This is a genomic window from Mycobacterium barrassiae (assembly GCF_025822765.1).
Taxonomy (GTDB): Bacteria; Actinomycetota; Actinomycetes; order Mycobacteriales; family Mycobacteriaceae; genus Mycobacterium; species Mycobacterium barrassiae.
This window is the reverse complement of sequence record NZ_JACKUK010000029.1, coordinates 23,531-47,287: the sequence shown is the minus strand read 5'-3', so window position 1 is coordinate 47,287 and position 23,757 is coordinate 23,531. Positions and strand designations below refer to the sequence as shown.

Annotated in this window: 21 protein-coding genes; 14 read left to right on the top strand and 7 right to left on the bottom strand. The window is 66.9% G+C overall.

What is annotated here, in order from left to right:
• The first annotated feature begins 1 nt into the window (after position 1).
• Together fadD2 and H7J93_RS19860 are read left to right on the top strand one after the other, a co-directional pair.
• Entirely contained in the window at positions 2-1,693 is a 1,692-nt protein-coding gene (fadD2, locus tag H7J93_RS19865) for a long-chain-fatty-acid--CoA ligase FadD2 (RefSeq protein WP_267308028.1), read from the top strand.
• A 49-nt stretch (positions 1,694-1,742) separates the two neighbouring features.
• Positions 1,743-2,522 carry an SDR family NAD(P)-dependent oxidoreductase gene (locus H7J93_RS19860; protein ID WP_267308027.1) on the top strand — a complete coding sequence of 260 codons (780 nt, stop codon included), beginning with the start codon at positions 1,743-1,745 and terminating at the stop codon, positions 2,520-2,522.
• Here H7J93_RS19860 and H7J93_RS19855 read toward each other — a convergent pair.
• The 6 genes from H7J93_RS19855 to H7J93_RS19830 form a co-directional block, all read right to left on the bottom strand.
• Positions 2,519-2,830, bottom strand: a complete 312-nt coding sequence (locus H7J93_RS19855) for a hypothetical protein (RefSeq protein ID WP_267308026.1) — start codon at positions 2,828-2,830, stop codon at positions 2,519-2,521. The two genes, H7J93_RS19860 and H7J93_RS19855, sit on opposite strands and share 4 nt — an antisense overlap.
• Before the next feature lie 49 nt (positions 2,831-2,879).
• The gene (locus tag H7J93_RS19850; protein WP_267308025.1) at positions 2,880-3,167 is read right to left on the bottom strand and encodes a hypothetical protein; all 288 of its coding nucleotides are present in this window, start codon (positions 3,165-3,167) and stop codon (positions 2,880-2,882) included.
• 63 nt (positions 3,168-3,230) lie between these two features.
• Entirely contained in the window at positions 3,231-5,423 is a 2,193-nt protein-coding gene (locus H7J93_RS19845; RefSeq protein ID WP_267308024.1) for an acyl-CoA dehydrogenase family protein, read from the bottom strand.
• 38 nt (positions 5,424-5,461) lie between these two features.
• Positions 5,462-6,490 (bottom strand): 2-hydroxyacid dehydrogenase, encoded by a 1,029-nt coding sequence (locus H7J93_RS19840; protein ID WP_267308023.1) that lies wholly within the window; start codon positions 6,488-6,490, stop codon positions 5,462-5,464.
• Positions 6,466-7,608 (bottom strand): alpha/beta hydrolase, encoded by a 1,143-nt coding sequence (locus tag H7J93_RS19835; protein WP_267308022.1) that lies wholly within the window; start codon positions 7,606-7,608, stop codon positions 6,466-6,468. The genes H7J93_RS19840 and H7J93_RS19835 overlap by 25 nt, the downstream gene beginning before the upstream one ends.
• Positions 7,605-8,228 (bottom strand): TetR/AcrR family transcriptional regulator, encoded by a 624-nt coding sequence (locus tag H7J93_RS19830; protein ID WP_267308021.1) that lies wholly within the window; start codon positions 8,226-8,228, stop codon positions 7,605-7,607. The genes H7J93_RS19835 and H7J93_RS19830 overlap by 4 nt, the downstream gene beginning before the upstream one ends.
• 90 nt (positions 8,229-8,318) lie before the next feature.
• On the opposite strand from H7J93_RS19830, the gene H7J93_RS19825 reads away from it, so the two are divergent.
• Positions 8,319-8,894, top strand: a complete 576-nt coding sequence (locus H7J93_RS19825) for a VOC family protein (RefSeq protein ID WP_267308020.1) — start codon at positions 8,319-8,321, stop codon at positions 8,892-8,894.
• Here the strand turns inward: H7J93_RS19825 and H7J93_RS19820 are convergent.
• On the bottom strand, positions 8,891-9,517 hold the full coding sequence (locus tag H7J93_RS19820) for a TetR/AcrR family transcriptional regulator (RefSeq protein WP_267308019.1): 627 nt from the start codon (positions 9,515-9,517) through the stop codon (positions 8,891-8,893). The genes H7J93_RS19825 and H7J93_RS19820 overlap by 4 nt on opposite strands.
• 72 nt (positions 9,518-9,589) lie before the next feature.
• On the opposite strand from H7J93_RS19820, the gene H7J93_RS19815 reads away from it, so the two are divergent.
• The 11 genes from H7J93_RS19815 to eccD all read left to right on the top strand — a co-directional run bounded on the left by H7J93_RS19815 (position 9,590) and on the right by eccD (position 23,753).
• On the top strand, positions 9,590-10,486 hold the full coding sequence (locus H7J93_RS19815; RefSeq protein ID WP_267308018.1) for an oxygenase MpaB family protein: 897 nt from the start codon (positions 9,590-9,592) through the stop codon (positions 10,484-10,486).
• A gap of 56 nt (positions 10,487-10,542) precedes the next feature.
• On the top strand, positions 10,543-11,439 hold the full coding sequence (locus H7J93_RS19810; protein ID WP_267308017.1) for a class I SAM-dependent methyltransferase: 897 nt from the start codon (positions 10,543-10,545) through the stop codon (positions 11,437-11,439).
• Between the two features lie 106 nt (positions 11,440-11,545).
• Positions 11,546-13,363, top strand: coding sequence for a type VII secretion AAA-ATPase EccA (eccA, locus tag H7J93_RS19805; RefSeq protein ID WP_267308016.1), 1,818 nt, complete (start codon positions 11,546-11,548; stop codon positions 13,361-13,363).
• Positions 13,360-14,922 carry a type VII secretion protein EccB gene (gene eccB, locus H7J93_RS19800; protein WP_267308015.1) on the top strand — a complete coding sequence of 521 codons (1,563 nt, stop codon included), beginning with the start codon at positions 13,360-13,362 and terminating at the stop codon, positions 14,920-14,922. Before eccA ends, eccB begins: the two co-directional genes overlap by 4 nt.
• The gene (eccCa, locus tag H7J93_RS19795) at positions 14,919-18,896 is read left to right on the top strand and encodes a type VII secretion protein EccCa (RefSeq protein WP_267308014.1); all 3,978 of its coding nucleotides are present in this window, start codon (positions 14,919-14,921) and stop codon (positions 18,894-18,896) included. Before eccB ends, eccCa begins: the two co-directional genes overlap by 4 nt.
• Positions 18,896-19,204, top strand: coding sequence for a PE family protein (locus H7J93_RS19790; RefSeq protein ID WP_267308013.1), 309 nt, complete (start codon positions 18,896-18,898; stop codon positions 19,202-19,204). Before eccCa ends, H7J93_RS19790 begins: the two co-directional genes overlap by 1 nt.
• 2 nt (positions 19,205-19,206) lie before the next feature.
• Complete coding sequence (locus H7J93_RS19785; protein ID WP_267308012.1) at positions 19,207-20,757, top strand: PPE family protein; 1,551 nt, start codon at positions 19,207-19,209, stop codon at positions 20,755-20,757.
• A gap of 55 nt (positions 20,758-20,812) precedes the next feature.
• Positions 20,813-21,106, top strand: coding sequence for a type VII secretion protein EsxS (locus H7J93_RS19780; protein ID WP_267308011.1), 294 nt, complete (start codon positions 20,813-20,815; stop codon positions 21,104-21,106).
• 35 nt (positions 21,107-21,141) lie between these two features.
• Complete coding sequence (locus H7J93_RS19775) at positions 21,142-21,432, top strand: WXG100 family type VII secretion target (RefSeq protein WP_267308010.1); 291 nt, start codon at positions 21,142-21,144, stop codon at positions 21,430-21,432.
• A gap of 6 nt (positions 21,433-21,438) precedes the next feature.
• The gene (locus H7J93_RS19770; protein ID WP_267308009.1) at positions 21,439-22,320 is read left to right on the top strand and encodes an ESX secretion-associated protein EspG; all 882 of its coding nucleotides are present in this window, start codon (positions 21,439-21,441) and stop codon (positions 22,318-22,320) included.
• A complete protein-coding gene (gene eccD / locus H7J93_RS19765; protein WP_276022189.1) occupies positions 22,299-23,753 on the top strand; it encodes a type VII secretion integral membrane protein EccD in 1,455 nt (484 codons plus the stop codon). Before H7J93_RS19770 ends, eccD begins: the two co-directional genes overlap by 22 nt.
• Positions 23,754-23,757: the final 4 nt, after the last annotated feature.

Sequence of the window (23,757 nt, the reverse complement as noted above, 5' to 3'; positions counted from 1 at the left end):
CATGCCCAAGCTCACTGATCTTCCGTTGCAGGCGGCGGCCAAAATTCAGCAGTATGCCGAGCGCGGGTCGGCCGAACTGCACTACGCCCGCAAGATGTTCGAAGCGGGCGCTTTAAAGCTGGAGGCGCCGCACAACGTCGCCGCATTCCTTGCCGATATCCGGCGTTGGGGTGAATTCGGGATGATCCCCGCATTGAACGCGCGCCGCACCCCTGACCGCGTCGCCGTCATCGACGACGACGGCGAGTTCACCTTCAAAGAGCTCGACGATGCCGCGCACGCCTTGGCCAACGGTCTGTTGGCGATGGGCGTCAAGGGTGGCGACGGGGTGGCGATCCTGGCACGCAACCACCGGTGGTTCCTGGTCTCGGTCTACGGCGCGGCCCGTACCGGGGCTCGCATCATCCTGCTCAACAGCGAGTTCTCCGGGCCGCAGATCAAAGAGGTCTCCGAACGCGAGGGTGCGAAGGTCATCATCTACGACGACGAGTACACCACCGCCGTCTCGCAGGCCGACCCCGATTTCGGCAAGCTGCGCGCGCTGCCGACCAATCCGGATAAGGACGAGCCGTCGGGCAGCACCGACGATACGATCGCCGACCTGGTCGCGCGGAGCAGTTCGGCGCCCGCGCCCAAAGTCACCAAGCACTCGTCGGTCATCATCCTGACCAGCGGCACCACCGGCACCCCGAAGGGTGCCAACCGCAGCACCCCGCCATCGCTGGCGCCGATCGGGGGCGTGCTGTCCCACGTGCCCTTCAGGTCGAACGAGGTGACGTCGCTTCCGGCGCCGATGTTCCATGCCCTCGGCTTCCTGCACGCCACCATCGCCATGATGCTCGGGACCACGCTGGTGTTGCGGCGTCGCTTCAAGCCAGCGACCGTGCTGGCGGACATCGAGAAGCACAGGGCCACCGCGATCGTCGTGGTGCCGGTGATGTTGTCGCGTCTGCTGGACGAACTCGAAAAGACCCAGCCCAAACGGGACCTGTCCTCACTGCGCATCGTGTTCGTGTCGGGCTCACAACTCGGAGCGGAACTGGCTACGCGCGCGCTCAAGGAACTGGGTCCGATCATCTACAACCTCTACGGCTCGACGGAGATCGCGTTCGCGACCATCGCGCGGCCCAAGGATCTGTCGATCAACCCGGCCACGGTCGGCCCCGTCGTCAAGGGTGTGAAGGTCAAGATTCTCGACGACAACGGCAACGAACTACCGCAGGGCGAAGTGGGGCGCATCTTCGTGGGCAACACCTTCCCCTTCGAGGGCTACACCGGCGGCGGCCACAAGCAGATCATCGACGGGCTGATGTCCTCCGGTGACGTCGGCTACTTCGACGAGCACGGCCTGCTGTACGTCAGCGGTCGCGACGACGAGATGATCGTGTCCGGCGGCGAGAACGTGTTCCCCGCCGAGATCGAGGATCTGGTGAGCGGCCATCCGGAGGTCATCGAGGCCACCGCGCTCGGCGTGGAAGACAAGGAGTGGGGCCACCGGCTGCGATGCTTCGTGGTCAAGGCCGAGGGCGCCTCGATCGACGAGGACGCCATCAAGGCATACGTGCGGGAGAACCTCGCCCGCTACAAGGTGCCCCGCGAGGTCATCTTCCTCGACGAGCTGCCACGCAACCCGACCGGAAAGGTTCTCAAGCGCGAACTCCGCGAAATGAGTGTCGGCGACGAGAAGGCGTGAGTCTGCGCGACTCGGAATAGTTCTGCTGTCGCGGTGGTAGTACGACAGCGTGAACATTGATCTGGCCGGAAAGACAGCGCTCGTCACGGGGTCCACCCAGGGCATCGGACTGGCGATCGCACAGGGATTGGCCAACAGCGGTGCACGGGTCGTGGTCAACGGGCGCTCGCCCGACCGCGTCGACGAAGCCGTCGCCTCGCTGGGTGGGGACGCCGTCGGGGTGGCCGCCGACGTGGCGACCGATGACGGAGTTGAGAAGCTGCTGAAGCAGCTGCCCGATGTCGACATCCTGGTGAACAATCTCGGCATCTTCGGGGCGGTCCCCGCACGCGAGATCACCGACGAGCAGTGGCGCACCTACTTCGAGGTGAATGTGCTTGCGGCAGCACGACTTATCCGCAGTTACCTGCCCGCGATGACGGAGCGTGGCTGGGGCAGGGTGATCCAGATCGCCAGCGACTCCGCGATCGTGATTCCGCAGGAAATGATCCACTACGGGGTTTCGAAGACCGCGCTCTTGGCGTTGTCGCGGGGGTTCGCGAAGGACGCCTCGGGCACCGGTGTCACCGTGAACTCGGTCATCGCGGGACCCACCCACACCGCGGGTGTCGAGGACTTCGTCTATCAACTCGTCGACAAATCATTGCCGTGGGACGAAGCGCAGCGCGAGTTCATGCGCAAGCATCGACCGCAGTCGCTGCTGGAGCGGCTCATCGAACCCGAAGAGATCGCCAACATGGTCACCTATCTGGCGTCCCCGCAGGCCTCGGCGACAACCGGTGGGGCACTGCGTGTCGACGGCGGCTACGTCGACTCGATCGTTCCCTAGTCCGTCTGCATCGCGGCGCCTGGAATCGCCAGGCACACCAGCATCAGGGTCAGCAGGAACCAGCCCGCGCCCTGCCAGGCAAACCATCCTCCCTCGGCCTTCCATTCGCGGTAGGTCCTCACGAACGCGCCGACTCCGCCGACGAAAAGGGCGGCGGGCACCAGGGAGGCGGCGATCACCGATCCCCGCGCGGTGAATGCATAGATGGCGAAGATGGCTCCCGCGATGGCGACGACGACACCGACGTAGGTCGCCGCAGCGCGGAACGCACCAGGCCGGTCAAAGCGTTTTTCGACGTCGTTGGTCACAGTCGTCGGGTTCCCGCGTAGGCGCGGGCGAAACAAGTAGGGGTTTTCTCTAGGGGTTGTTGACGTACCAGGACAGGCATCCAGGAATGCCGCGGCACGCGATGATCGCGTTGGCATCGGGCGCGGATCCGCGGATCTTGTGGACCGGCCCGGGGATCGTGCAGCTGCGTCCCCATGGGTTCGGGAACGTCGTGCCCATGTAGCAGGGCGGACCAGCGACCGTCTGGGCACCGCCGGCATCCTGCCCCGCCATGAATGCCGAGGGCGCGATCAACAACGCCGAGGCGGCCGCTCCCGTGAAGAGCAGCGGAACTATTCGCTTCTTGAGAACCCGCATATCTACCACCAACCAAATTGGGCAAACGCCTATTTCGATAGTAGACCCGGAATTCGCAGTTTCCTACGGATCGCGGGGCAGTCCGAGCAACCGCTCGGCGATGATGTTGAGCTGCACCTCCGACGTGCCACCGTAAATGGTGGTGGCACGGCTGGCCAACAGGAACTCGGCCCACTTGCCCTGCGGTGTCTCGGGGTCGCCGACGGCGCCGTCGGTGCCGAACGACGACACCGCGAACTCGGCGTACTTCTGACCGGTGCGCATCGACAGCAGTTTGGAGATGGCCGCCGCGGGCATCGGGTCGCCGCCGGCCAGCGTCAGCAGCGTCGACCGCATGTTCAGCACCTTCGCGGCGTGCCCTTCGGCGATGAGATGCCCGGCGTGATTCTGCCCGACCTGATCGAACTGGCCGTCGCGAACGAACTCGACGAAGCCGTCGAGGTTGGGCAGGAACGGTGGCTCCGTGCTGCCGATCGAGACCCGTTCGGCCGTCAAGGTGGTGCGGCTGACCTCCCAGCCGCGGTTGACCTCACCGAGCACCATGTCGTCGGGCACGAAGACGTCGTCGATGAAGACCGTGTTGAACATCGCGTTGCCGGTCAGTTCGCGCAGGGGCTTCACCTCGACCCCGTCACTGCTCATGTCGAGCAGGAAGTAGGTGATGCCATTGTGTTTGGGTGCGGAGGTGTCCGTTCTCGCCAGCAGCATGCCCCAGTGCGAGTACTGCGCACCGGTGGTCCAGATCTTCTGGCCGGAGATCCGCCAGCCGCCGTCGACCTTGGTGGCCTTGGTCGTCAGGCTGGCGAGGTCGGAGCCGGCGCCGGGCTCGGAAAACAGCTGGCACCAGATCATCTCGCCGCGCAGCGTCGGGGGCAGGAAGCGCTGCTTCTGCTCGTCGGTCCCGAACGCCACCACCGACGGGATCAGCCACGCCGCGATGCCCATCGCCGGACGGCGGACCCGGCCGGCGTTGAACTCCTGGGCGATGATGATCTGCTCGACAGGGCCGGCTCCGCGGCCCCACGGCTTGGGCAGGTGTGGCACCACCCAGCCGCCCTCGGCGAGCGCGGCGTTGCGTTCCTCGCTCGGAATCGCTTTCAGCGCCGCCACTTCCGCGCGGATCTCGTCACGGAGTTTCTCCGTCTCGGGGTCCAGATCGATGTCCAGCCTGCGCATCCCGGTGCTGGTCGCGATGTCGACGACCTGCTGCGGGTAGTCACTGGTGCGACCGAAACATGCGGCCAGCACCAGGGCGCGCCGGTAGTACACGTTGGTGTCGTGTTCCCAGGTGAAGCCGATACCGCCGTGCACCTGGATGCAGTCCTGGGTGGTGTGCAACACGGCGTCGGGCGCCAAGGTGGCCGCGACGGCAGCGGCGAACTCGAAAGCCGTGTTGTCCGTTGGGTTCTTGGTGTGCTCGTCGATGGCGCGTGCGGCATCCCATACCGCGGCGGTCGCGCGCTCGGTGTCGGCGATCATCTGGGCGCACTTGTGCTTGATGGCCTGGAACTGGCCGATCGGCCGGCCGAACTGCTCACGGATCTTGGCGTACGCGGTCGCGGTGTCGGTGGCCCAGCGGGCGACGCCGATGCATTCCGCGGACAGGAGCGTCGAGATGATCGCCCGCGCGTGGCCACGGCTGAGGTTGCCCAGCACGCGGTCGTCGCCGACCTCGACGGCGTTGGCCCGCACGTGTGCCACCGGGCGAAGCGGATCCACACTCGGCACGGGCTCGATCTCGAGCGCGTCGGCGTCGAGGACCACCCACTCCTCCCCGCTGTCGATCGCGACCGGAAGCACCAGCACCGACGCCTGCGCGGCCGCGGGCACGGCGCGGACCTCACCACGAATGACCAGGTCGTTGCCATGCTTGGTGGCCGTCAGCCCGGAGTCGATGGCGTAGGCCGCGATGACCTCGCCGGAGGCCAGGTCGTTGAGCACCTTGGTGTCGGGGTCGTTGGCGGCGATCAGCGCACTGGCGATCGCCGAGGGTACGAAGGGGCCGGGCACCGCGCCGTAGCCGAACTCCGCGAGCACGATCGCCAGTTCGAGGATGCCGAACCCTTGCCCGCCAACCGATTCCGCCAGATGCACACCTTGGAGGCCCTGCTCTGCGGCGGCCTTCCAGTAGGGCGGCGGGTTCGGAATCGGCGTTTCCAGCGCCTCGTGCAGCACCTCCGATGGCGCGACTCGCGCCACCAGAGACCGGACCGAATCAGCGAGATCGTTGTGCTCGGTGTTGATTGCGATGGGCATGGCTGTTGCACCTCGTTGTCGCGCAGCTGTGGCGGGGGTTATTCCCTATTAACCGGTCGGTTGGGAACCACGATACCGTTCACGACATTGGCCAGGTCCCGGCCGTCCCGGATGCGGCGGCAGTTGTCGACCGCCTCGGCCAGGTAGCGCCGCATGGTGTCCACGGTGTACCAGGTGACGTGCGGCGTGAGCACCACATTGGTCAGGCTTAGCAGCGGATTGTCGGGATGTACCGGTTCCACGGCGAAGACGTCCAGACCCGCGGCCGCCAGACCGCCTGACCGCAGCGCGTTGACGAGCGCATCCTCGTCGACCACCGCGCCGCGGGAGGTGTTGACCAACACCGCATCGGGCTTCATCAGGCCGAGCGCGTCGGCGTCCAGCAGTCCCGCGGTCTGATCGGTCAATGGGATGTGCAGGGTGACGATGTCGCTGGCTGCGAGCAGCTCGGGCAGCGGACACCAGCCGGGATGTCCGTCGTCGCGCGTACTCGTGTGCAGCACCTCCGATGTGCCCATTGCCCGCACGATGGTCTCCACCCGCTTGGCGATGTTCCCGTAGCCCACCAGCCCGACGGTGCAGCTGCCGATGTCGCGGACCGTCTCGCCCAGGCTCGGATCCGACGGCCAGCCCCTGCCCTCGCGGGTGGCGCGGTCCAGTTCGGTCAGCCGGCGCAGCGCGGCGAGCATCAGCAGCACGGTGCCCTCCGCGACCGAGGGCGCGTTCGCGCCCGGCATGTTCGCGACGGCGATGCCCAGCCGCGTCGCCGTCTCGACATCGATGGTGTTGACGCCCGCGCCCAACTTGTGCACGAGCCGGCAATGTGGTGCCCGCTCCAGATCCGCACCGGATATCGGCCGCAGCACGTGCCAGATCACCTCGGCGTCTGGCAACTCACGGTAGAAGGTGTCGTCGTCATCCTCGGCGCAGTAGCGGATCTCGAGCCAATCCGATTCTGGCGCAACGAACTGCGCCACTTTGTCGCCGGGGGTGTAGTGAGCGAGGACTCGCAGCTTCGGGTTCTCGCGCGAAGAGTCACCCCCTAGCGCCACCGCTTCGCGATCCACTTGGCGATGGTATCGGCCTTCTCGCTGCGGGCTCCCGGGGTGGTGAAGTAGTGGTCGGTGTCGATCGAACACCGCGCCTTGTCTTCGCTGCCCAGTGCGTCGAAAATGCGTTGCGCGTCAGACGGGTACACGCCGGTGTCCTGTTCGGCGTTGATCACCAGCGCGGGACAGGTGACGCGCGCCAGGTGCGGTTCGGCGCGGGTCTGCGCATGGCGCAGACTCCACATGCCGAGCCAGCTGCGCAGTGTGCACGCCGCGGCGATGCCGTGTGCCGAGCGGTTGGCCCTGACCGGTACACCCGCGTAGCACATGTTGGGCGCCCGTTTCGTCGGTTCCAGGGTCGGGTCGACCATTCGCGGATCGGCCCAGGTCCGCAGCACCGTGAACGGACGGTCGGAGAAACCGGCGGCGCGCACGCGCTTGAGTTCGGTCTCGGCCCAGTCGGTGATGGCGTTGTTGCGCGCGATCTGCGCCGAGCGGTAGCGCTTGACGAACTCGGCCGAAAACGGTGGACCGTTCTCCGCGTTGAACAGATCAAGATCGGGATCGCTGGCGACAGCGTCGTTTTCGTCGACCACCGAGGCGTCCATCCACGCCGTGAGGACGTCGGGACGACCGGGATGGGCGGCGCTCGCTATGTAGCCGTCCGCAGGCGGCAGATCATTCAGGCCCGCCGCGGGCCGCATACCCTCCATCGGAGTGACGTGCGGGTCGACAGCTTGCGCCTGGTAGGCCGCCATGAGCGAGCCGCCACCGGAATTTCCCAGCAGCACAACCGTTTCCACCCCTGCGATCTCACGAAGCCAGCGCACACCGACGCCGATGTCCACCAGGGCGTGGTCGAGTAGAAAGCTGCTTTCGAAGCCGCGATAGCGGGTGTTCCAGCCGAGGAATCCAATTCCGCGGGTGGCCATGTAGTCAGCGAGATAGTGCTCGGAGAAGTCGATCTGGTAGTGCGTGGCGATCATCGCCACCTTCGGTTTGCGTCCCACACCGCGGTAGTAGAGGCCCTGACACGGATTTCCGCCCGCGCCCGCACGTCGTGCGGTGGGGGACTGCAGACCGACGAATTCGCGGGTGACGCCTGGTGTTCCACCACTTGCCGGTGCCCTGGTCATGCCGCCCCCTTGTGGTAGATCACTCGATAGAAGATGTTGGCCAGTGTGGTGATGCATGCATCGTCGTCGACGGGTCCGGTCTTGCCTCCGGCCAGCTGCGTGTAGCAGAACTGATTGAGCATCGACACCAACGCCACCGCGACCAGGTGCGGATCGTCATCGCTGCAGAAGCCCTGTTGCTGAGCGCTTTTCACCATGTGGGTGATCAGTGCGATCGGCAGCGCGCAGATGTCGTTCCAGTAGTCGGCGAAATCGTCGTTGACCATCGCCAGCTGTGACACGCTGACGATTTCGGCGAGGCGATGGCGGTACGTGTGCCAATGAGCGGCCGCCGCTTGATACGAGCGTTCCCAATCGGTCAGGCCCGGTTCTTCTGCTGCCCGGGATCGTGCCCTGGCTTCGTCGCGGAACCGGACGGCCCACTCGCGGACCATGGCTTCTTTGGAGTCGTAATAGTTGTAGAACGATGCCGTGGACTTACCGGCCTCGGCCGCGATGTCCGAAATCGTCGTTGCGAGAATGCCTTTGCGGGCGATCACCGCGCGGGCGCCCGCGTCGATCGCCGCCTGCGTCTGCCGACCCCGCAACGTGGGCAACTGCTCGCGCGGACTAGCGGTCACGGCCTCTCCTTGACCATTGATCACCATTGATCCAACCTGAACCTGATGTTAGATTCAGAATTCGAGCTTGACTAGAGGATGTGGTCAAACATGATCAAGCCGAATAACCCGAATTCCGAGTTCGAGCTCGGCGGCATCAACCACGTCGCGCTTGTGTGTTCGGATATGGCGAAGACCGTTGACTTCTACAGCAATGTGCTTGGCATGCCGTTGATCAAGTCGCTCGACCTGCCCGGCGGCATGGGTCAGCACTTCTTCTTCGATGCGGGCAACGGGGATTGCGTGGCCTTCTTCTGGTTCGCCGAGGCCCCCGATCGCGTGCCGGGAATCTCGTCACCCGAGGCGATTCCGGGCATCGGTGACATCGTCAGCGCCGTCAGCACCATGAACCACCTGGCCTTCCACGTACCCGCGGAGAAGTTCGACGAGTATCGGCAGCGCCTCAAGGACAAGGGCGTGCGTGTCGGGCCGGTCCTCAACCACGACGAAAGTGAACAGCAGGTCTCGGCGACAGTGCACCCCGGCGTGTATGTCCGGTCCTTCTACTTCCTCGACCCTGATGGCATTACGCTTGAGTTCGCCTGCTGGACAAAAGAATTCACTGAGAGTGACACCGTCACTGAACCGAAGACCGCCGCCGATCGCCGGCCACGGGTGACTGTCTAACTCTGCGGCGGCATGGCCGCGAGCTGATCGATCAGCGCCGCCAGCGCGGCGACCAGTTCGTCGTGGCCGAGCGTGACGTCACCGGACAGCCAGGCACTGATGGCCTGGCCCACCCCGCCGACAACGAAGTGTGACGCGGCCTTGACGCGATCGTTGTCCAGCGCTCCGTGCGCACCGGCGTGCGCAAAGAGCAGCGCGGCGAACAACGCCGTCGACTCCGCACGTTTGCGCACGATCACGGTGTTGGACAGCTCGACGCTGAACAGCAGTCTGCCCACCCGGGTGTCGGCGGAGATGGTGCGCACGATGTTGGCCATCGCCGCGCGCGCCTGCTCGTCAGGGGGCGCGGACGCCACCGCCGCCTGGGTGGTCGCGGCGATGTCGGCGATCACCGAGTCATAGACCGCCCCAATGAAATGGTCCTTGTCGGTAAAGCTCTCGTAGAAATACCGGACACCCAGCCCGGCCTGTCCGCAGATGGCGCGGACGGTCAACTCGGCAGGGTCTTTGCCCGCGGCGCCCAGCAATTCCAGGCCGGCGTCCAGCAGCTGGCGCCGGCGAGCGGCCACCCGCTCACCGGCTTCGATGCCGCGGTACGGCCGCACCTGTGCCATGAGTGCCATCTTGACACCCGTCAGGACGCAGGGCAACATCAGGAAACACACGTTCTCACATTTGTGAAGAAGAGGGTGACGATGACGAGCACTGTGGTGATCGACCACGTCGGCCGGGGGATCAACGATCCGCCATTGCCGGGCGGCAGGCGCGCGCCTCGGTGGATGTACCGAGCCGACGACGCCGCTGGCATCGGGCTGCTGTCGGGTCCGGCCAACGTGATCATGGAGCTCTCCCGGCCAGGGGTCGGCTACGGCGTCAAGGACAGCCGCGTCGAGAGCGGACGTGCGGACCGCCATCCGATCAAGCGGGCGCGGACGACGTTCACCTATCTCGCCGTGGCGCTCTCGGGTACCGACGAGCAGAAGAAGGCCTATCGGCGTGCGGTCAACAAATCGCATGCCGAGGTGTATTCACGGCCGGGCGATCCGGTGGAGTACAACGCCTTCGACAAGGAACTTCAGCTGTGGGTGGCGGCCTGCTTGTACAAGGGGTTCGTCGACGTCTACCGCATCTTCGTCGGTGAGATGGATGACGAGCTGGCCGACGCCCACTACCGCGACGGCGCGGCACTCGGCACCACACTGCAGGTTCCCGCGGATATGTGGCCCGCCGATCGCAAGGCCTTCGACGAGTACTGGCAACAGTCGCTGGAGAAGGTTCACATCGACGATGCCGTCCGCGAATACCTGTGGCCGATCGCCGCCGGACGAGTCGGTAAAGCGACGCTTCCTCCTCCCATCCAGCGGCGCATCGATGCTTTCAACCTCTTCATCACGACCGGCTTTCTGCCGCAACGGTTCCGGGATGAGATGCGGTTGCCCTGGGATGCCGACAAACAGCGCCGGTTCAATCGCGTGATGGGCATCGTGGGCAGGATCAACAATTTCCTCCCGCGGTTCATGAGGCGGTTCCCGTTCAACTGGATGCTGAAGGACCTCGACTGGCGGATGCGCACCGGTCGGCCGCTTGTCTGAGCCCTCTCACCTCACGACTCAGGTACCTGTCAGATTGGTGGCGTAAAAACGGGTACATGCGTACCGATCACGACACCTGGGACATCACGACGAGCGTTGGGTCGACGGCGTTGTTCGTCGCCGCGGCGCGAGCGCTGGAGGCGCAGAAACCCGACCCCGTCGCCGTCGACCCGTTCGCCGAGATCTTCTGTCGTGTCGTGGGCGGTCGGTGGGCCGACCTGCTCGACGGCGCCGCCCCTGACCACGCGCTGAAATCCGAATTCGGCACCGACTTCGTGAACTTCCAGGGTGTGCGGACCAAGTATTTCGACACGTACTTCCTCGAGGCCGCCGCAGCGGGCGTGCGCCAGATCGTCCTGCTCGCCGCCGGTCTGGACTCACGTGCGTACCGCCTGGACTGGCCTGTCGGCACCGTCGTGTTCGAACTGGATCAGCCGCAGGTGCTGGACTTCAAGCGCGATGCCCTGGCGGGCTGCCGACCCACCGCGCAGCGTCGCGAAGTCGCCGTCGACCTGCGCGACGACTGGCCGCGGGCGCTTCTCGATCGTGGCTTTGACCCCACGTCTCCATCTGCCTGGATCGTCGAGGGGTTGCTGATCTATTTGCCTGCGACCGCGCAGGTTCAGCTGTTCTCTGGCATCGACGCACTATCGGCGCCGGGCAGCCACGCTGCGCTCGAGGAGGCCGTTCCGATGGACGCCGCAGTGTTCGCCGCCAAACGGGAAGCAGAGCGCGCCGACGAGAACTCCTCCAACGGCGGCCCGTTCTTCCAACTTGTCTATAACGAGCAGTACGAGCCGGCCGCCCAATGGTTTGGTGCCCGCGGTTGGCAGGCCGATGCCACGCCGCTACCGGAGTACCTGAGGGCGCAGGGCCGCCCCGTGCCCGGACCTGACTCCGAGGCCGGCACGATGACCTCGACGATCAGTTTGATCAGCGCGATCAAACGATGAGAGGAGTGCTTCAGCACTTCGGTACGTGAGTCTCGACAGTTAAGTTACGCAATGCTAACTTCAGCGAAGGTTAGGCTGCCATAACTTTCTGGGGAGACATTCGCGCGTGCCTTTATCAACGGACTTAGCTGCGGGCTCCCGCGTCGACAACGACGTTCTGACTCGTTTCGCGACATCTTGCCGGGCACTGGGATTGGTGGTGCACGACCGGCGCCGGCCCCCGGATCTCGCGGCGGCGCGGACCGGATTCGCCGAGCTCACCCGCATCGCTCGCGAGCAGTGCGACGCTTGGACGGGTCTGGCCGCTGCCGGCGATGCCAGCGCACGGGTGATCGAAAGCATCTGGCGGACGGTGAGCACAGCCGGTGTGCTGCAGCGTCAGATCGAGCTCTCCGACGGAGACCTGACGTTCGACTACGACACCGGGCTCTATCTCAAGTTCGCCGCGTCGACGCCCGACGACTTCGCACTGGCCTACGCGGTCACCCTCTGCGACGCCGGTAAGTGGGCGGCTGCCGACGAACTCGTCGGCCCGCTCATCGCGCGGCGGCCGAGCTGGCTCGAGGCGCGGTGGGTGCGGGTCGCCATGTACTACCGCACCGCACGGTGGTCGGACGTCGTGCGGCTGCTCACGCCGATCGTCAACGACCCCAAGCTGGACAAGCCGTACGCCCACGCCGTGCGCATCGCACTGGGCACCGCGCTGGCCAGGTTGGGGATGTTCGCCCCCGCGTTGTCCTACCTCGAGGACCCGTCGGGGCCCGTCGATGTCGCGGCGGTGGACGGCGGCCTGGTGAGGGCGCTGTCGCTGCGGGCGCAGGGCGAAGACCTGGACGCCGCCGATGTGCTGGCCGAGCTCTACGCCGCCAATCCCGAAAACGAAGAGGTCGAGACGGCGATCTCGGATCCGTCGTACGGCATCGTGCCGACGAACGCCGCGCGGATCGAAGCCCGTTCTGACCCATGGGATCCCGAAACCGAGCCGAGCGAAACCGAGTTCGTCGACCCCGGCGCCAAGGAGCGCAAGGCCCACCTGCTCATCGAGGCCGAGGCCGAACTCGCCGAATTCATCGGCCTGGACGAGGTCAAGTACCAGGTGGCCCGGCTGAAGAGTTCGGTCGCGATGGCGATCCGCCGCCAGGAGCGCGGGCTGACCGTCGCCAACCGCACCAACCATCTGGTGTTCGCCGGGCCGCCCGGCACCGGCAAGACGACGATCGCGCGCGTGGTCGCCAAGATCTATTGCGGGCTGGGCATTCTCAAGAAGGAGACGGTGCGCGAGGTGCACCGCGCGGACCTGATCGGCCAGCACATCGGCGAGACCGAGGCGAAGACCAACAGCATCATCGACAGCGCCCTCGACGGCGTGCTGTTCCTCGACGAGGCCTACGCGCTCGTATCGACCGGTGCGAAGAACGATTTCGGCCTCGTCGCGATCGACACCCTGCTGGCCCGCATGGAGAACGACCGTGAGCGATTGGTCGTCATCGTCGCGGGCTACCGCAAGGACCTCGACGCGTTCCTCGACACCAACGAGGGCCTGCGCTCGCGGTTCACTCGCAGCATCGACTTTCCGTCCTACTCACCGCACGAACTGGTGGAGATCGCCACGCGCATGGCCGAGAAGCGGGACAGCGTCTTCGAGCCGGCGGCCCTGGCACACATGGAGTCGCTGTTCGGTCAGCTGGCATCCGTCACCACCCCCGACGCCAACGGCGTGGAGAGGCGCAGCCTCGACATCGCCGGTAACGGACGCTTCGTCCGCAACCTGGTGGAGCGCTCCGAGGAGGAGCGCGAGTTCCGCCTCGACCATTCCGACACAGAAGAATTCACTGACGACGAGCTGATGACAATCACCGATGAGGACGTCACCCGATCCGCCATCCCGCTGCTTCGCGGCCTCGGCTTGACGGTGCCCGAATGACCAACCCCGACAATCAGGATCGCCGGGAGTTCACCTCCCGCACCCCGGTCAACGAGAATCCCGAGCGCGTCGCCTATCGTCGCGGGTTCGTCACGCGCCACCAGGTATCGGGCTGGCGATTCATCATGCGGCGCATCGCATCCGGTGTCGCGCTGCACGACACCCGCATGCTCGTCGATCCGCTGCGGACCCAGTCTCGCGCCGTGCTGGTCGGCGCCCTCGTGCTCATCACCGGCCTTGCGGGCTGCTTCGTCTTTTCTCTGATCAGGCCCGGCGGGGTGGCAGGCAACGACGCGATCCTGGCGGACCGCACCACATCGGCGCTGTACGTCCGCCTCGGCGACCAGCTGCACCCGGTGTTGAACCTGACGTCGGCGCGCCTCATCGCCGGACGGCCCGACAATCCCACCACGGTGAAGACCAGTGAGATCGACCAGTTCCCGCGGGGCAACCTGATCGGCATCCCGGGCGCACCAGAACGCATGGTGCAGAACACGACTCGTGATGCCGACTGGACGATTTGCGACGGAGTCTCGGGACCGGCGACGGGGGTGACGCTTATCGCCGCGCCGCTCACCGACGGCGGTGAACGCGCCGCGGCGCTGCCCGGCAACGAGGCCATATTGGTGGCCAACGAGACGGGACCGAACGCGGGTACGTGGCTGCTGTGGGACGGCAGACGCAGTTCGATCGACCTCGACGACCGTGCCGTCACGTCCGCGCTGGGTCTCGGGCCGAACGTGCCGACCGGTCGCCCTATCGCCGCGGGACTGTTCAACGCGATCCCCGAAGGTCCCGCGCTCAGTGCGCCGGCCATCCGCGGCGCGGGTGAGCCGACGAGCTACCCGATGCCCGTTCCTGCGCCAGTCGGGGCGGTCGTGACATCGTTCGACACCGACAACGCCCTGCGGCACTATGCGGTGCTTCAAGAAGGGCTGCAACCCATTTCGCCGGTGGTCGCCGCGATACTTCGCAATACAGATTCGTTCGGACTCAACCAGCCGCCCCGGCTGGGGGCCGACGACATCGCCCGCCTGCCGGTGGCAGACGTCCTCGATGACGACGCCTACCCGAGCGAACGGGTCACGATCGTCGACCCGGCCGACGCGCCGCTGACGTGTGCGCAGTGGACACGACCTGCCGACGCGACAGCCGGAACCCTACAATTGCGGTCCGGCGTCACACTTCCCGTGTCCGACCAGCTTCGCACCGTCGACCTCGTCGGCGCCGGATCCGGCTCCACCGCCGACCGCGTTGTGCTGACCCCGGGCCGCGGCTATCTGGTGCAGTCCGTCGGCCAGGACGGTGGCGGCGCCGAACCGGTCGGTGGGGCGCACTTCTGGATCAGCGACACCGGCGTGCGCTACGGCCTCGACACCGATGGCGATCCGAAAACGATTGCAGCGCTTGGCCTCACGCCGCCGCCGCTACCCATACCGTGGTCGATGCTGAGCCAGTTCGCCCAGGGCCCGACGCTGTCCCGTGCCGACGCCCTGCTGGCCCACGACGGGCTTGCCGCCGACCCAAGACCCGCAGTTGTTAGGGAGACCCCATCGTGAGCCGGCTCATCTTCGAAGCGCGTCGCCGCATCGCGCCGCCGACCCCGCGCAGGGGCACCATCACCGTCGAACCGCCACCCGAGTTGCCCCGGTTGGTGCCGCCGTCCCTGCTGCGGCGCGTGCTGCCCTATCTGATCGTCATCCTGATCGTCGGCATGATCGTGGCCCTGGTCGCCACTGGTATGCGGTTGATCTCACCGACGACGCTGTTCTTCCCGTTCGTGCTGCTGCTGGCCGCGACCGCGCTGTACCGCGGCACCGACAACAAGATGCGCACCGAGGAGGTCGACGCCGAGCGGGCCGACTACCTGCGCTACCTGTCGGTCGTGCGGGACAACGTCCGCGCTCACGCGGCCGAGCAGCGCGCGGCCCTGGAATGGTCGCATCCGGATCCGGCGCTGCTGGTCGAGGTGCCGGGAACGCGCAGGCAGTGGGAGCGCGACCCCCACGACAGCGACTTCCTGGTGGTGCGCACGGGTTTGCACGACGCGCCCCTGAACGCCACCTTGCGGGTGAAGGACAGCGCCGACGAGGTTGACCTCGAGCCCGTGTCGCACACCACGCTGCGTGGACTGCTCGACGTGCAGCGCACTGTGCGTGCGGTGCCGTCGGGTATCGACCTCGCCAAAGTCTCGCGGATCACCGTCCTCGGCGAGCCCGACGACGTCCGCGGCGCGTTGCGCGCGTGGATCAGCCAGGCGGTCACCTGGCACGACCCCGCCGTGCTCGGGGTCGCCTTGGTGTCACCGGATTTCGAGAGCGACGACTGGTCATGGTTGAAGTGGCTGCCGCACAACGACATCCCCGGTTCAGTCGACGGCGCGGGCCCGGCCCGCTACCTCGCCGGTGACGTTGCGCAACTGCGGTCGGTGCTGGACCCCGTCCTCGATGACCGCGCGCCGTTCGGCGCGGCCGAGGACGTCAGTGCCAAACATCTGCTGATCGTCGTCGACGATCCCGACGCCGATCCGAACGCGCTGGTGCCGCGCGCAGGGCTGGCCGGCGTGACGCTGGTGCACCGCATCGCCGAGCCGCCGCGCCGCGATCAGTACGCCGACCCGGAACGACCGATCCTGCGTGTCGCCGACCGAAAGCTCGAGCGCTGGAACGGCGACTGGGCACCGTATGTCGACAACGCCGATCGGCTCGATGCCGCGACCGCCCGCCACATCGCGCGCAGGCTGTCGCGCTGGGATTCGAACCCCACCCATGCCCGCTCGAGCAATGCGGGCGTGGCCACCTTCTCGACGTTGCTGGGCATCCCGGATGCCGCGGCGCTGGATGTGGCGAGTCTGTGGGGGCCGCGGGCACGCGCCGACGAGCTGCGCGTGCCCATCGGCGTGACGTCCACCGGCGAGCCGCTGGTCTTCGACCTCAAGGACGAGGCCGAAGGCGGGATGGGGCCCCACGGCCTGATGATCGGCATGACCGGTTCCGGTAAGTCGCAGACGCTGATGTCGATCCTGTTGTCGCTCTTGACCACTCACTCGGCCGACCGGCTCATCGTCATCTACGCCGACTTCAAGGGTGAAGCTGGAGCCGACATCTTCCGTGACTTCCCCCAGGTCGTCGCGGTCATCTCGAACATGGCCGAGAAGCGTTCGCTCGCGGATCGTTTCGCCGACACCTTGCGCGGTGAGGTGGCGCGTCGCGAGCAGCTGCTGATGGAGGCGGGCCGCCGGGTGCAGGGCAGCGCATTCAACTCGGTGCTCGAGTACGAGGCCGCGATCGCTGCCGGCCACGATCTGCCGCCGTTGCCGACGCTGCTCGTCGTCGCCGATGAGTTCTCCCTGATGTTGGCCGACCATCCCGAGTACGCCGACCTCTTCGATTACGTGGCGCGCAAGGGCCGGTCGTTCCGCATCCACATCCTGTTCGCGTCGCAGACTCTCGATGTCGGCCGCATCAAGGACATCGACAAGAACACCTCCTACCGGATCGGGCTCAAGGTGGCCAGTCCGGCCGTCAGCCGCCAGATCATCGGTGTCGAGGACGCCTTCCACATCGAGGCCGGCCCCGAACACAAGGGTGAGGGTTATCTGGTGCCCACTCCGGGGGCCATGCCGGTCAAGTTCCGCAGCACCTACGTGGACGGCATCTACGACCCGCCGCGGGTGGAGAAGTCGGTTGTCGTGCAGGCGGTTCCGGTTCCCCAGCTGTTCACCGCCGGGCATGTCGAGGCGCCTGCCGATACGGTCGCGGCCGTCGAGCCGGCCGCGCACGAGGACCGCCCGCCGCGCAAGCTCGTCGCCACGATCGGTGATCAGCTTCAGCACTATGGTCCGAAAGCACCCGAACTGTGGCTCCCTCCGCTGGACGAGCCGGTGGCGCTCGACGAGTTGCTGGCCCGCGCCGATGTGCCCGAGCGCCAGTGGCAGTGGCCGCTTGGCGAGATCGACCGCCCATTCGCGATGCGGCGCGATCCGCTGATCTTCGATGCCACCTCCGCCGCGGCCAATGTGCTCATTCACGGCGGACCGAAGTCGGGCAAGACGACGGCGCTGCAGACATTCATTCTGTCGGCGGCCGCGCTGCACTCACCCCGCGATGTCACCTTCTACTGCCTGGACTACGGCGGCGGACAGCTGCGCGCCCTGGCAGACCTCGCGCACGTCGGCAGCGTCGCGTCGCCGCTGGAACCGGAGCGCATCCGGCGCACGTTCGGTGAACTCGAGCAGCTGCTGCGGGCCCGGCAGGCCCGCGGTCATGCCGGCAACGGTGACCGCGTGGGAGAAGACGGAGAGATCTACCCCCATGTCTTTCTTGTCATCGACAACCTCTACGCGTTCAGCCGGGACAACACCGACACGTTCAACACCCGAAACCCGCTGTTGGCCAAGGTCACCGAGCTCGTCAACATCGGCATGTCCTATGGCATCCACGTGGTGATCACGACGCCGAACTGGCTGGAGGTGCCGTTGGCGATGCGCGACGGGCTGGGGCTGCGGCTCGAGCTCAAGCTGGCGGATGCGCGGGACAGCAACGTGCGGGTGACCGGCGCACTGCGCAGGCCCGCCGAGGCGGTGCCCGCCGATCAGCCGGGCCGCGGTCTGACGATGGCGGCCGAGCACTTCCTCTTCGCGGAGCCGTCGCTGCGCGACATCGCCGTCATCAACGCACGCCACCAGGGCGTCACGGCGCCGCCGGTGCGGTTGTTGCCGCTGGAATTGGCTCCGAGCGCGGTGGCGCCCCTGTACCCGGCTCCGGAGCGGGTCGTCATCGGCCAACGCGAGGAGGACCTCGCCGCGGTGTCGGTGGGCTTCGACGACAACCCGCTGCTGATGGTGTTCGGCGACGCCAAGTCCGGCAAGACGACGCTGTTGCGCCATGTGATTCGGACGATTCGCGAACATTCGACTCCGGACCGCGTGGCGTTCACGGTCATCGACCGCCGTCTGCACCTCGTCGACGAACCGCTGTTCCCGGACAACGAATACACCCCGAACATCGACCGGATCACCCCCGCGATGCTGGGGCTGTCGGCCCTGCTGGAGAAGCGGCGCCCACCCGCCGGCCTGAGTCCTCAGGAACTCAGCGGGTGGACGTACCGGTCGAACGGCGACGGCCACACCCACTATCTGATCATCGACGACGTCGATCAGATCCCCGACGCCCCCGCCGTCAGCGGGCCCTACGTCGGGCAACGGCCGTGGACCGGCATCATCGGATTGCTCTCCCAGGCAAGCGAACTGGGGCTGCGGGTCATCGTCACGGCACGGGCGACCGGTTCGGCGCACGCCCTGATGACCGCGCCGCTGCTGCGTCGCCTCAACGAACTGCAAGCCTCGATCGTCATGTTGTCCGGCAACCCGCAGGACAGCGGCAAGATCCGTGGCCACCGATTCCGCAAGCTGCCCGCCGGTCGCGCGATGTTGCTCGACGACGGCGATGCCCCGACGTTCCTGCAACTCGTGAACCCGTTCGCCGATGCTGTCGCCGGCAGCGCCGGAAACAGAGGAAGGGAGTTCAACTGATGACCCTGCGTGTAGTTCCGGAGGGCCTGATGGCGGCCAGCGCCGCTGTCGAAGCGCTGACCGCTCGTCTGGCCGCCGCGCATGCGGCGGCCGCGCCCCTGGTGACCGCTGTCGTGCCGCCCGCCGCCGACGCGGTGTCGCTGCAAACCGCCGCGAGCATGAGCGCGCATGGGGCACAACACAACACGATGGCAGCGCTGGGCGTCGAGGAACTCGGACGCTCTGGCGTCGGCGTCGGCGAGTCCGGCACCAGCTATGCCACCGGAGACGCGATGGCCGCCTCGTCCTACCTGATCGCCGGTAGCTGACCATGACCGCCCCCATCTGGATGGCCCTCCCGCCGGAGGTGCATTCGGCGATGCTCAGCAGTGGCCCAGGTCCGGGCCCGCTGTTGGCTGCCGCGGGGGCGTGGCAGTCGCTGGCCGCCGAGTATGCCTCTGCCGCAGCGGAGTTGACCGGAATCCTGGGATCGGTGCAGGGCGGAGCGTGGGAAGGTCCGAGCGCCGAGCAATACGTGGCTGCGCACGCCCCGTACTTGGCGTGGCTCGCGCAGGCGAGTGCCAACGCGACGGCGACCGCGGCACAGCACAGCACCGCGGCGGCCGCCTACACGACGGCGCTCGCGGCGATGCCAACGCTGCCCCAGCTGGCGCTCAATCACGCGATGCACGCCGTGCTGGTCGGCACGAACTTCCTCGGAATCAACACGATTCCGATCGCCTTGAACGAAGCCGACTACGTGCGCATGTGGATCCAGGCAGCCACGACGATGAGTGTGTACCAGGCGGTGTCCGGCGCCGCGGTGGCCGCCACGCCCACGACAACTCCTGCGCCGTTCATGCTTGTTCCCGGTGTCGGAGAGGCCGGTTCGGCCGCGGCGGACGCCCAGCAGTCGGCCGCGCTGTTGACCGCCGCAGATTCCAGTGCGGTGCGAAACGCCGCCGATTCGATCTCGGATTTCCTGCAGCGGTTAGTGCAGTTCTTCGAGGACTTCTTCGAGTCGATCCTGAATTTCGCGCGGCAGTTCTTCAGCAACGCACTGCAGTTGCTCAGCGACTTCATGAACAGTTTCTTCGGGTGGCTGTTCAACCCGTCGTCGGGGCTGCTGCTGTTCTTCATCGCGTACCAGGCGATCACCCAGCCCCTCGGATGGACCACGTGGTCGCTGATCTTCAGCGCCCCGATCTTCCTGCCGCTGATGATCGCCGCGCTGATACCGAAACAGGAAGTCCCCGCGGAGGTGCCTGCGCCCGAGCCCGCCCCCGCCCCCGCTCCCGCCCCGGTGCGGCCTGCCCCATTGGCGCGGGCAGAGACTCTGCCGCCGGTAGCGTCGGTGGCCCCCACCGTGCCCACTGGAACTGCTGCGCCGTCACCGTCGGTCAGCGCGGGCTCCGCGCCTGCGAGCGCTGCGCCGGCACCCGGTGTGGGCGCTGCGGTGCCGTATGCGGTCGGCCCCCCAGGCCCGGACGGCGGGCTATCGCCGACGTTCCGGGAGGGAACCGCGGCCAAGGCTCCGGCGTCCGACATCGCGGCCTCCGCCGCCGCAGCAGCCGCCGCATCATCGGTGGCCAAGCGCAAGGCCCGTCGCAAACGTACGCAGCCGATCCACGAACGCCAGTATGCGGATGCGTACATGGACTACGAGCTCGATCCCGAGGACGCTCCGACCGAGGAGCCGCGGCCGCGCATGCGCGCCTCCGAGCGGGGTGCCGGATCCGTCGGTTTCACTGGCGCCGCAACGAAATCGGAGACAGATCAGGCCACCGGGTTGACCGACCTCGCGGGCGATTCGTTCGGCGGTGGGCCAAAAGAGCCCATGTTGCCCAGCGACTGGGACAACGAGGGGGGAGCACGCGACTGAACAGACCATCTGACCCACACCGTCCACGTCAGACCAAGGATCGAAAGGAAAACCCATGAGCATGCTGGACGCTCACATCCCGCAGCTGGTCTCGTCCGAGGCCGCGTTCTCCGCGAAGGCGGCCCTGATGCGCAGCACCATGGCTCAGGCCGAGCAGGCCGCGCAGTCGGCGCAGGCCTTCCACATGGGCGACTCCTCCGCCGCGTTCCAGGCGGCACACGCCCGGTTCATCGAGGTCTCCGCCAAGGTCAACGCCCTGCTCGACATCGCGCAGGCCAATATCGGCGATGCCGCAGCCACTTACGTGGCCCAGGACGCCGCCGCGGCAAGCACCTACACCGCTATCTGAGCCTGACGATCTGAAATTCGACGAGAGGAAACCTGATGTCGCAGATCATGTACAACTACCCCGCGATGCTGGGGCATGCCGGCGAGATGGCAGGCTACGCGGGTGCCATGCACGGCGTCGGCGCGGACATCGCCAGCGAGCAGGCCGCGCTGGCGGGCGCCTGGCAGGGCGACACCGGCATGAGTTACCAAGCGTGGCAGGCGCAATGGAACACCAGCCTCGAGGAGCTTGTGCGGGCGTACCGCGCGATGGCCGCCACCCACGAGACCAACACCATGTCGATGAGCGCCCGCGATGCGGCCGAAGGCGCCAAATGGGGTGGCTGAATATCGGTGGCCGCTAACGCAGTCGAGCTGAACGCGGAGCAGGCCTGGTTCGTCGCTGATGCGTTGGGCGCAGGCAACTTTCCCTGGGTGCTCGCCATCACGCCGCCGTACAGCGATCACGCCGAGCGCGCGGCGTTCACGGTCAGGCTGTCCGACGAGCTGACAGAACTGGGGGTGATGACCGAGGACGGGGCCATCGATCCCGCTGTTCGCCAATGGATCACCGCGACATGCCGGGCACGGCGCTGGCTCGAGCTCCGATTCGTCAGAGGATCGGGAAAGATGCTGCGCGGGTATGTCGCGCGAAGTGACGATCGCGCCGACGAGCTCACGGTCGCGCTGCGAAGCGGCGGCCTGGTCACGTTCACCGCATTGGATGTCGGGGATCCACAGGCGCTGGTGCCCATCCTGACGGCGGGCCTGTCCGGGCGCTCGCCTGCCCGATTCGAGGAGTTCACCATCCCCGCACAGGTCGGCGCACGTGCCGACGAACGGTTACGCGACGGCGCGGCTCTCGACGATGTGCTCGAGTTCCTCGGCATCCCTGCGTCGGCACGCGCGGTCGTGGCCGCGGCGTATTCGTCCGACCGCAGCTATGTGGAGATCGTCGCCGGTGACCACCGTGACGGTCACCGCGTCAGCACGGACGTCGGAGTCAGCGTCGTCGACACCCGCGAGGGCCGGGTGCTCGTCTCACCGTCGAAAGCCTTTGACGGGGAGTGGGTATCGACCTTCACCTCCGGCACACCCCTGGCCATCGCCACCGCGATCGAGCGCCTCACCGCCACGCTGCCCGACGGGCCGTGGTTCCCCGACCAGAAGTTGACCCGAGATTTCGACTCGGACCAGAGAATGGAACACCTCAAATGGCGTCAGACAGTCAGTTGAACGGCAGTACCGCCACCGCGGCAATGCCCATCGTTCGCGTCGCAGTGCTCGCCGCGGGCAGCCTGGACGAACCCGGCGGTGGCCGTGTCACCGATATGGCGCTGCCGACCGAGCTTCCGCTACGGGAGATCCTGCCCGCGGTGCGACGGATGGCGCTGGCCGCCGATGAGAACGACGCCGTCGACACCGACGACGCCGCACTGCTGCCGCTTTCGCTCGCGCCCATCGGTGGCGCGCCGTTCAGTCTCGACGCCACACTGAACACCGTGGGCGTCGTCGACGGCGATCTGCTTGCCCTGCAACCGCTTCCGGCCGGACCGCCCGCGCCGCGGATCGTGGAGGACATCGGCGATGCGGCCGTCATCTTCTCGGCGGCGAGAGAAAAGCCATGGGGTGTCGGCCACATTCAGCGCGGCGCCACCCTCGCCGTCGTCGGCCTGATCCTGATCGGCACCGCGTTCGCCACCGTGCACCGCATGGCGACCGCCGGCTACGGCGGGCTCTTCGCGGCGTGCGGCATCGCGCTGCTGACCATCCTCGCCACCATGATCTCCTGGGGCCGTTCGCCGAAGCTGGCCACCGCGTTGTCGATTGCGGCGCTCGTGCCGATCGCCGCGGCACTCGGAATGGCGGTTCCCGGTGGGCCGTCCTCGTCTGCGGTGTTGCTCGCCGCGGCAGGCGTCACCGCATGGGCGATCGTCAGCATCACGGTAGGGGAGCGGGCGATCGCTGTGTTCACGGCGGTCACGGTTGTCGGGGTCGGTGCGCTGGTGACTGCGGGTGCTGCCGCGATCTGGCAGTTGAACACCGTTGTCATCGCCTCGATTCTGATCGTGCTGGCGCTCGTGGTGACGGTCCAGGCCGCACAGTTGTCGGCGGCCTGGGCACGGCTGCCGGTGCCGGTCATTCCCGCACCCGGCGATCCGACGCCGCCGCCACCGTCGCTGAAGGTGCTCGAGGACCTGCCGCGACGTGTGCGGATCAGCGATTCACACCAGACCGGCTTCATCGCGGGCGGGGTGCTGCTGGCGACGACGGGTGCGCTGCTACTTGCGGGACCGCCCGGGGTTTCGCACTGGGCGTGGTATGTCGTCGGTGCGGTCGCACTGGGCGCCGTGCTGCGGGCACGGGTGTGGGACTCCGCCCCGTGCAAGGCGTGGCTGCTGGGACAGCCGTTCCTGATGGCGACCGCGTTCCTCGCCGCGTTCGCGGCGGAAGGCCGCTATACCGCAGCGTGGTGGGCGTTGGCAGCGCTGGCGGCGCTGACGGCGGTGTTCGTGTTCGCGGCGCTGGTTCCGAGGGTCGCCTCGCCGGACACCTACTCGTTGCCGATGCGCCGTCTGGTCGGGTTCCTGGCGTCCGGCGTCGACGCATCACTGATTCCGGTGCTGGCATACCTGGTCGGGCTATTCGCGTGGGTCCTGAACCGATGAGGCA

What these genes read in the sequence shown, in the direction of transcription:
- H7J93_RS19850 (WP_267308025.1), bottom strand. Translation starts at nt 3,167, where the DNA reads ATGCGGGTTCTCAAGAAGCGAATAGTTCCGCTGCTCTTCACGGGAGCG.
- H7J93_RS19810 (WP_267308017.1), top strand. Translation starts at nt 10,543, where the DNA reads ATGCGTACCGATCACGACACCTGGGACATCACGACGAGCGTTGGGTCG.
- fadD2 (WP_267308028.1), top strand. Translation starts at nt 2, where the DNA reads ATGCCCAAGCTCACTGATCTTCCGTTGCAGGCGGCGGCCAAAATTCAG.
- eccD (WP_276022189.1), top strand. Translation starts at nt 22,299, where the DNA reads ATGGCGTCAGACAGTCAGTTGAACGGCAGTACCGCCACCGCGGCAATG.
- eccB (WP_267308015.1), top strand. Translation starts at nt 13,360, where the DNA reads ATGACCAACCCCGACAATCAGGATCGCCGGGAGTTCACCTCCCGCACC.
- H7J93_RS19775 (WP_267308010.1), top strand. Translation starts at nt 21,142, where the DNA reads ATGTCGCAGATCATGTACAACTACCCCGCGATGCTGGGGCATGCCGGC.
- H7J93_RS19815 (WP_267308018.1), top strand. Translation starts at nt 9,590, where the DNA reads ATGACGAGCACTGTGGTGATCGACCACGTCGGCCGGGGGATCAACGAT.
- H7J93_RS19845 (WP_267308024.1), bottom strand. Translation starts at nt 5,423, where the DNA reads ATGCCCATCGCAATCAACACCGAGCACAACGATCTCGCTGATTCGGTC.
- H7J93_RS19790 (WP_267308013.1), top strand. Translation starts at nt 18,896, where the DNA reads ATGACCCTGCGTGTAGTTCCGGAGGGCCTGATGGCGGCCAGCGCCGCT.
- H7J93_RS19780 (WP_267308011.1), top strand. Translation starts at nt 20,813, where the DNA reads ATGAGCATGCTGGACGCTCACATCCCGCAGCTGGTCTCGTCCGAGGCC.
- H7J93_RS19835 (WP_267308022.1), bottom strand. Translation starts at nt 7,608, where the DNA reads ATGACCAGGGCACCGGCAAGTGGTGGAACACCAGGCGTCACCCGCGAA.
- H7J93_RS19785 (WP_267308012.1), top strand. Translation starts at nt 19,207, where the DNA reads ATGACCGCCCCCATCTGGATGGCCCTCCCGCCGGAGGTGCATTCGGCG.
- H7J93_RS19820 (WP_267308019.1), bottom strand. Translation starts at nt 9,517, where the DNA reads ATGGCACTCATGGCACAGGTGCGGCCGTACCGCGGCATCGAAGCCGGT.
- H7J93_RS19825 (WP_267308020.1), top strand. Translation starts at nt 8,319, where the DNA reads ATGATCAAGCCGAATAACCCGAATTCCGAGTTCGAGCTCGGCGGCATC.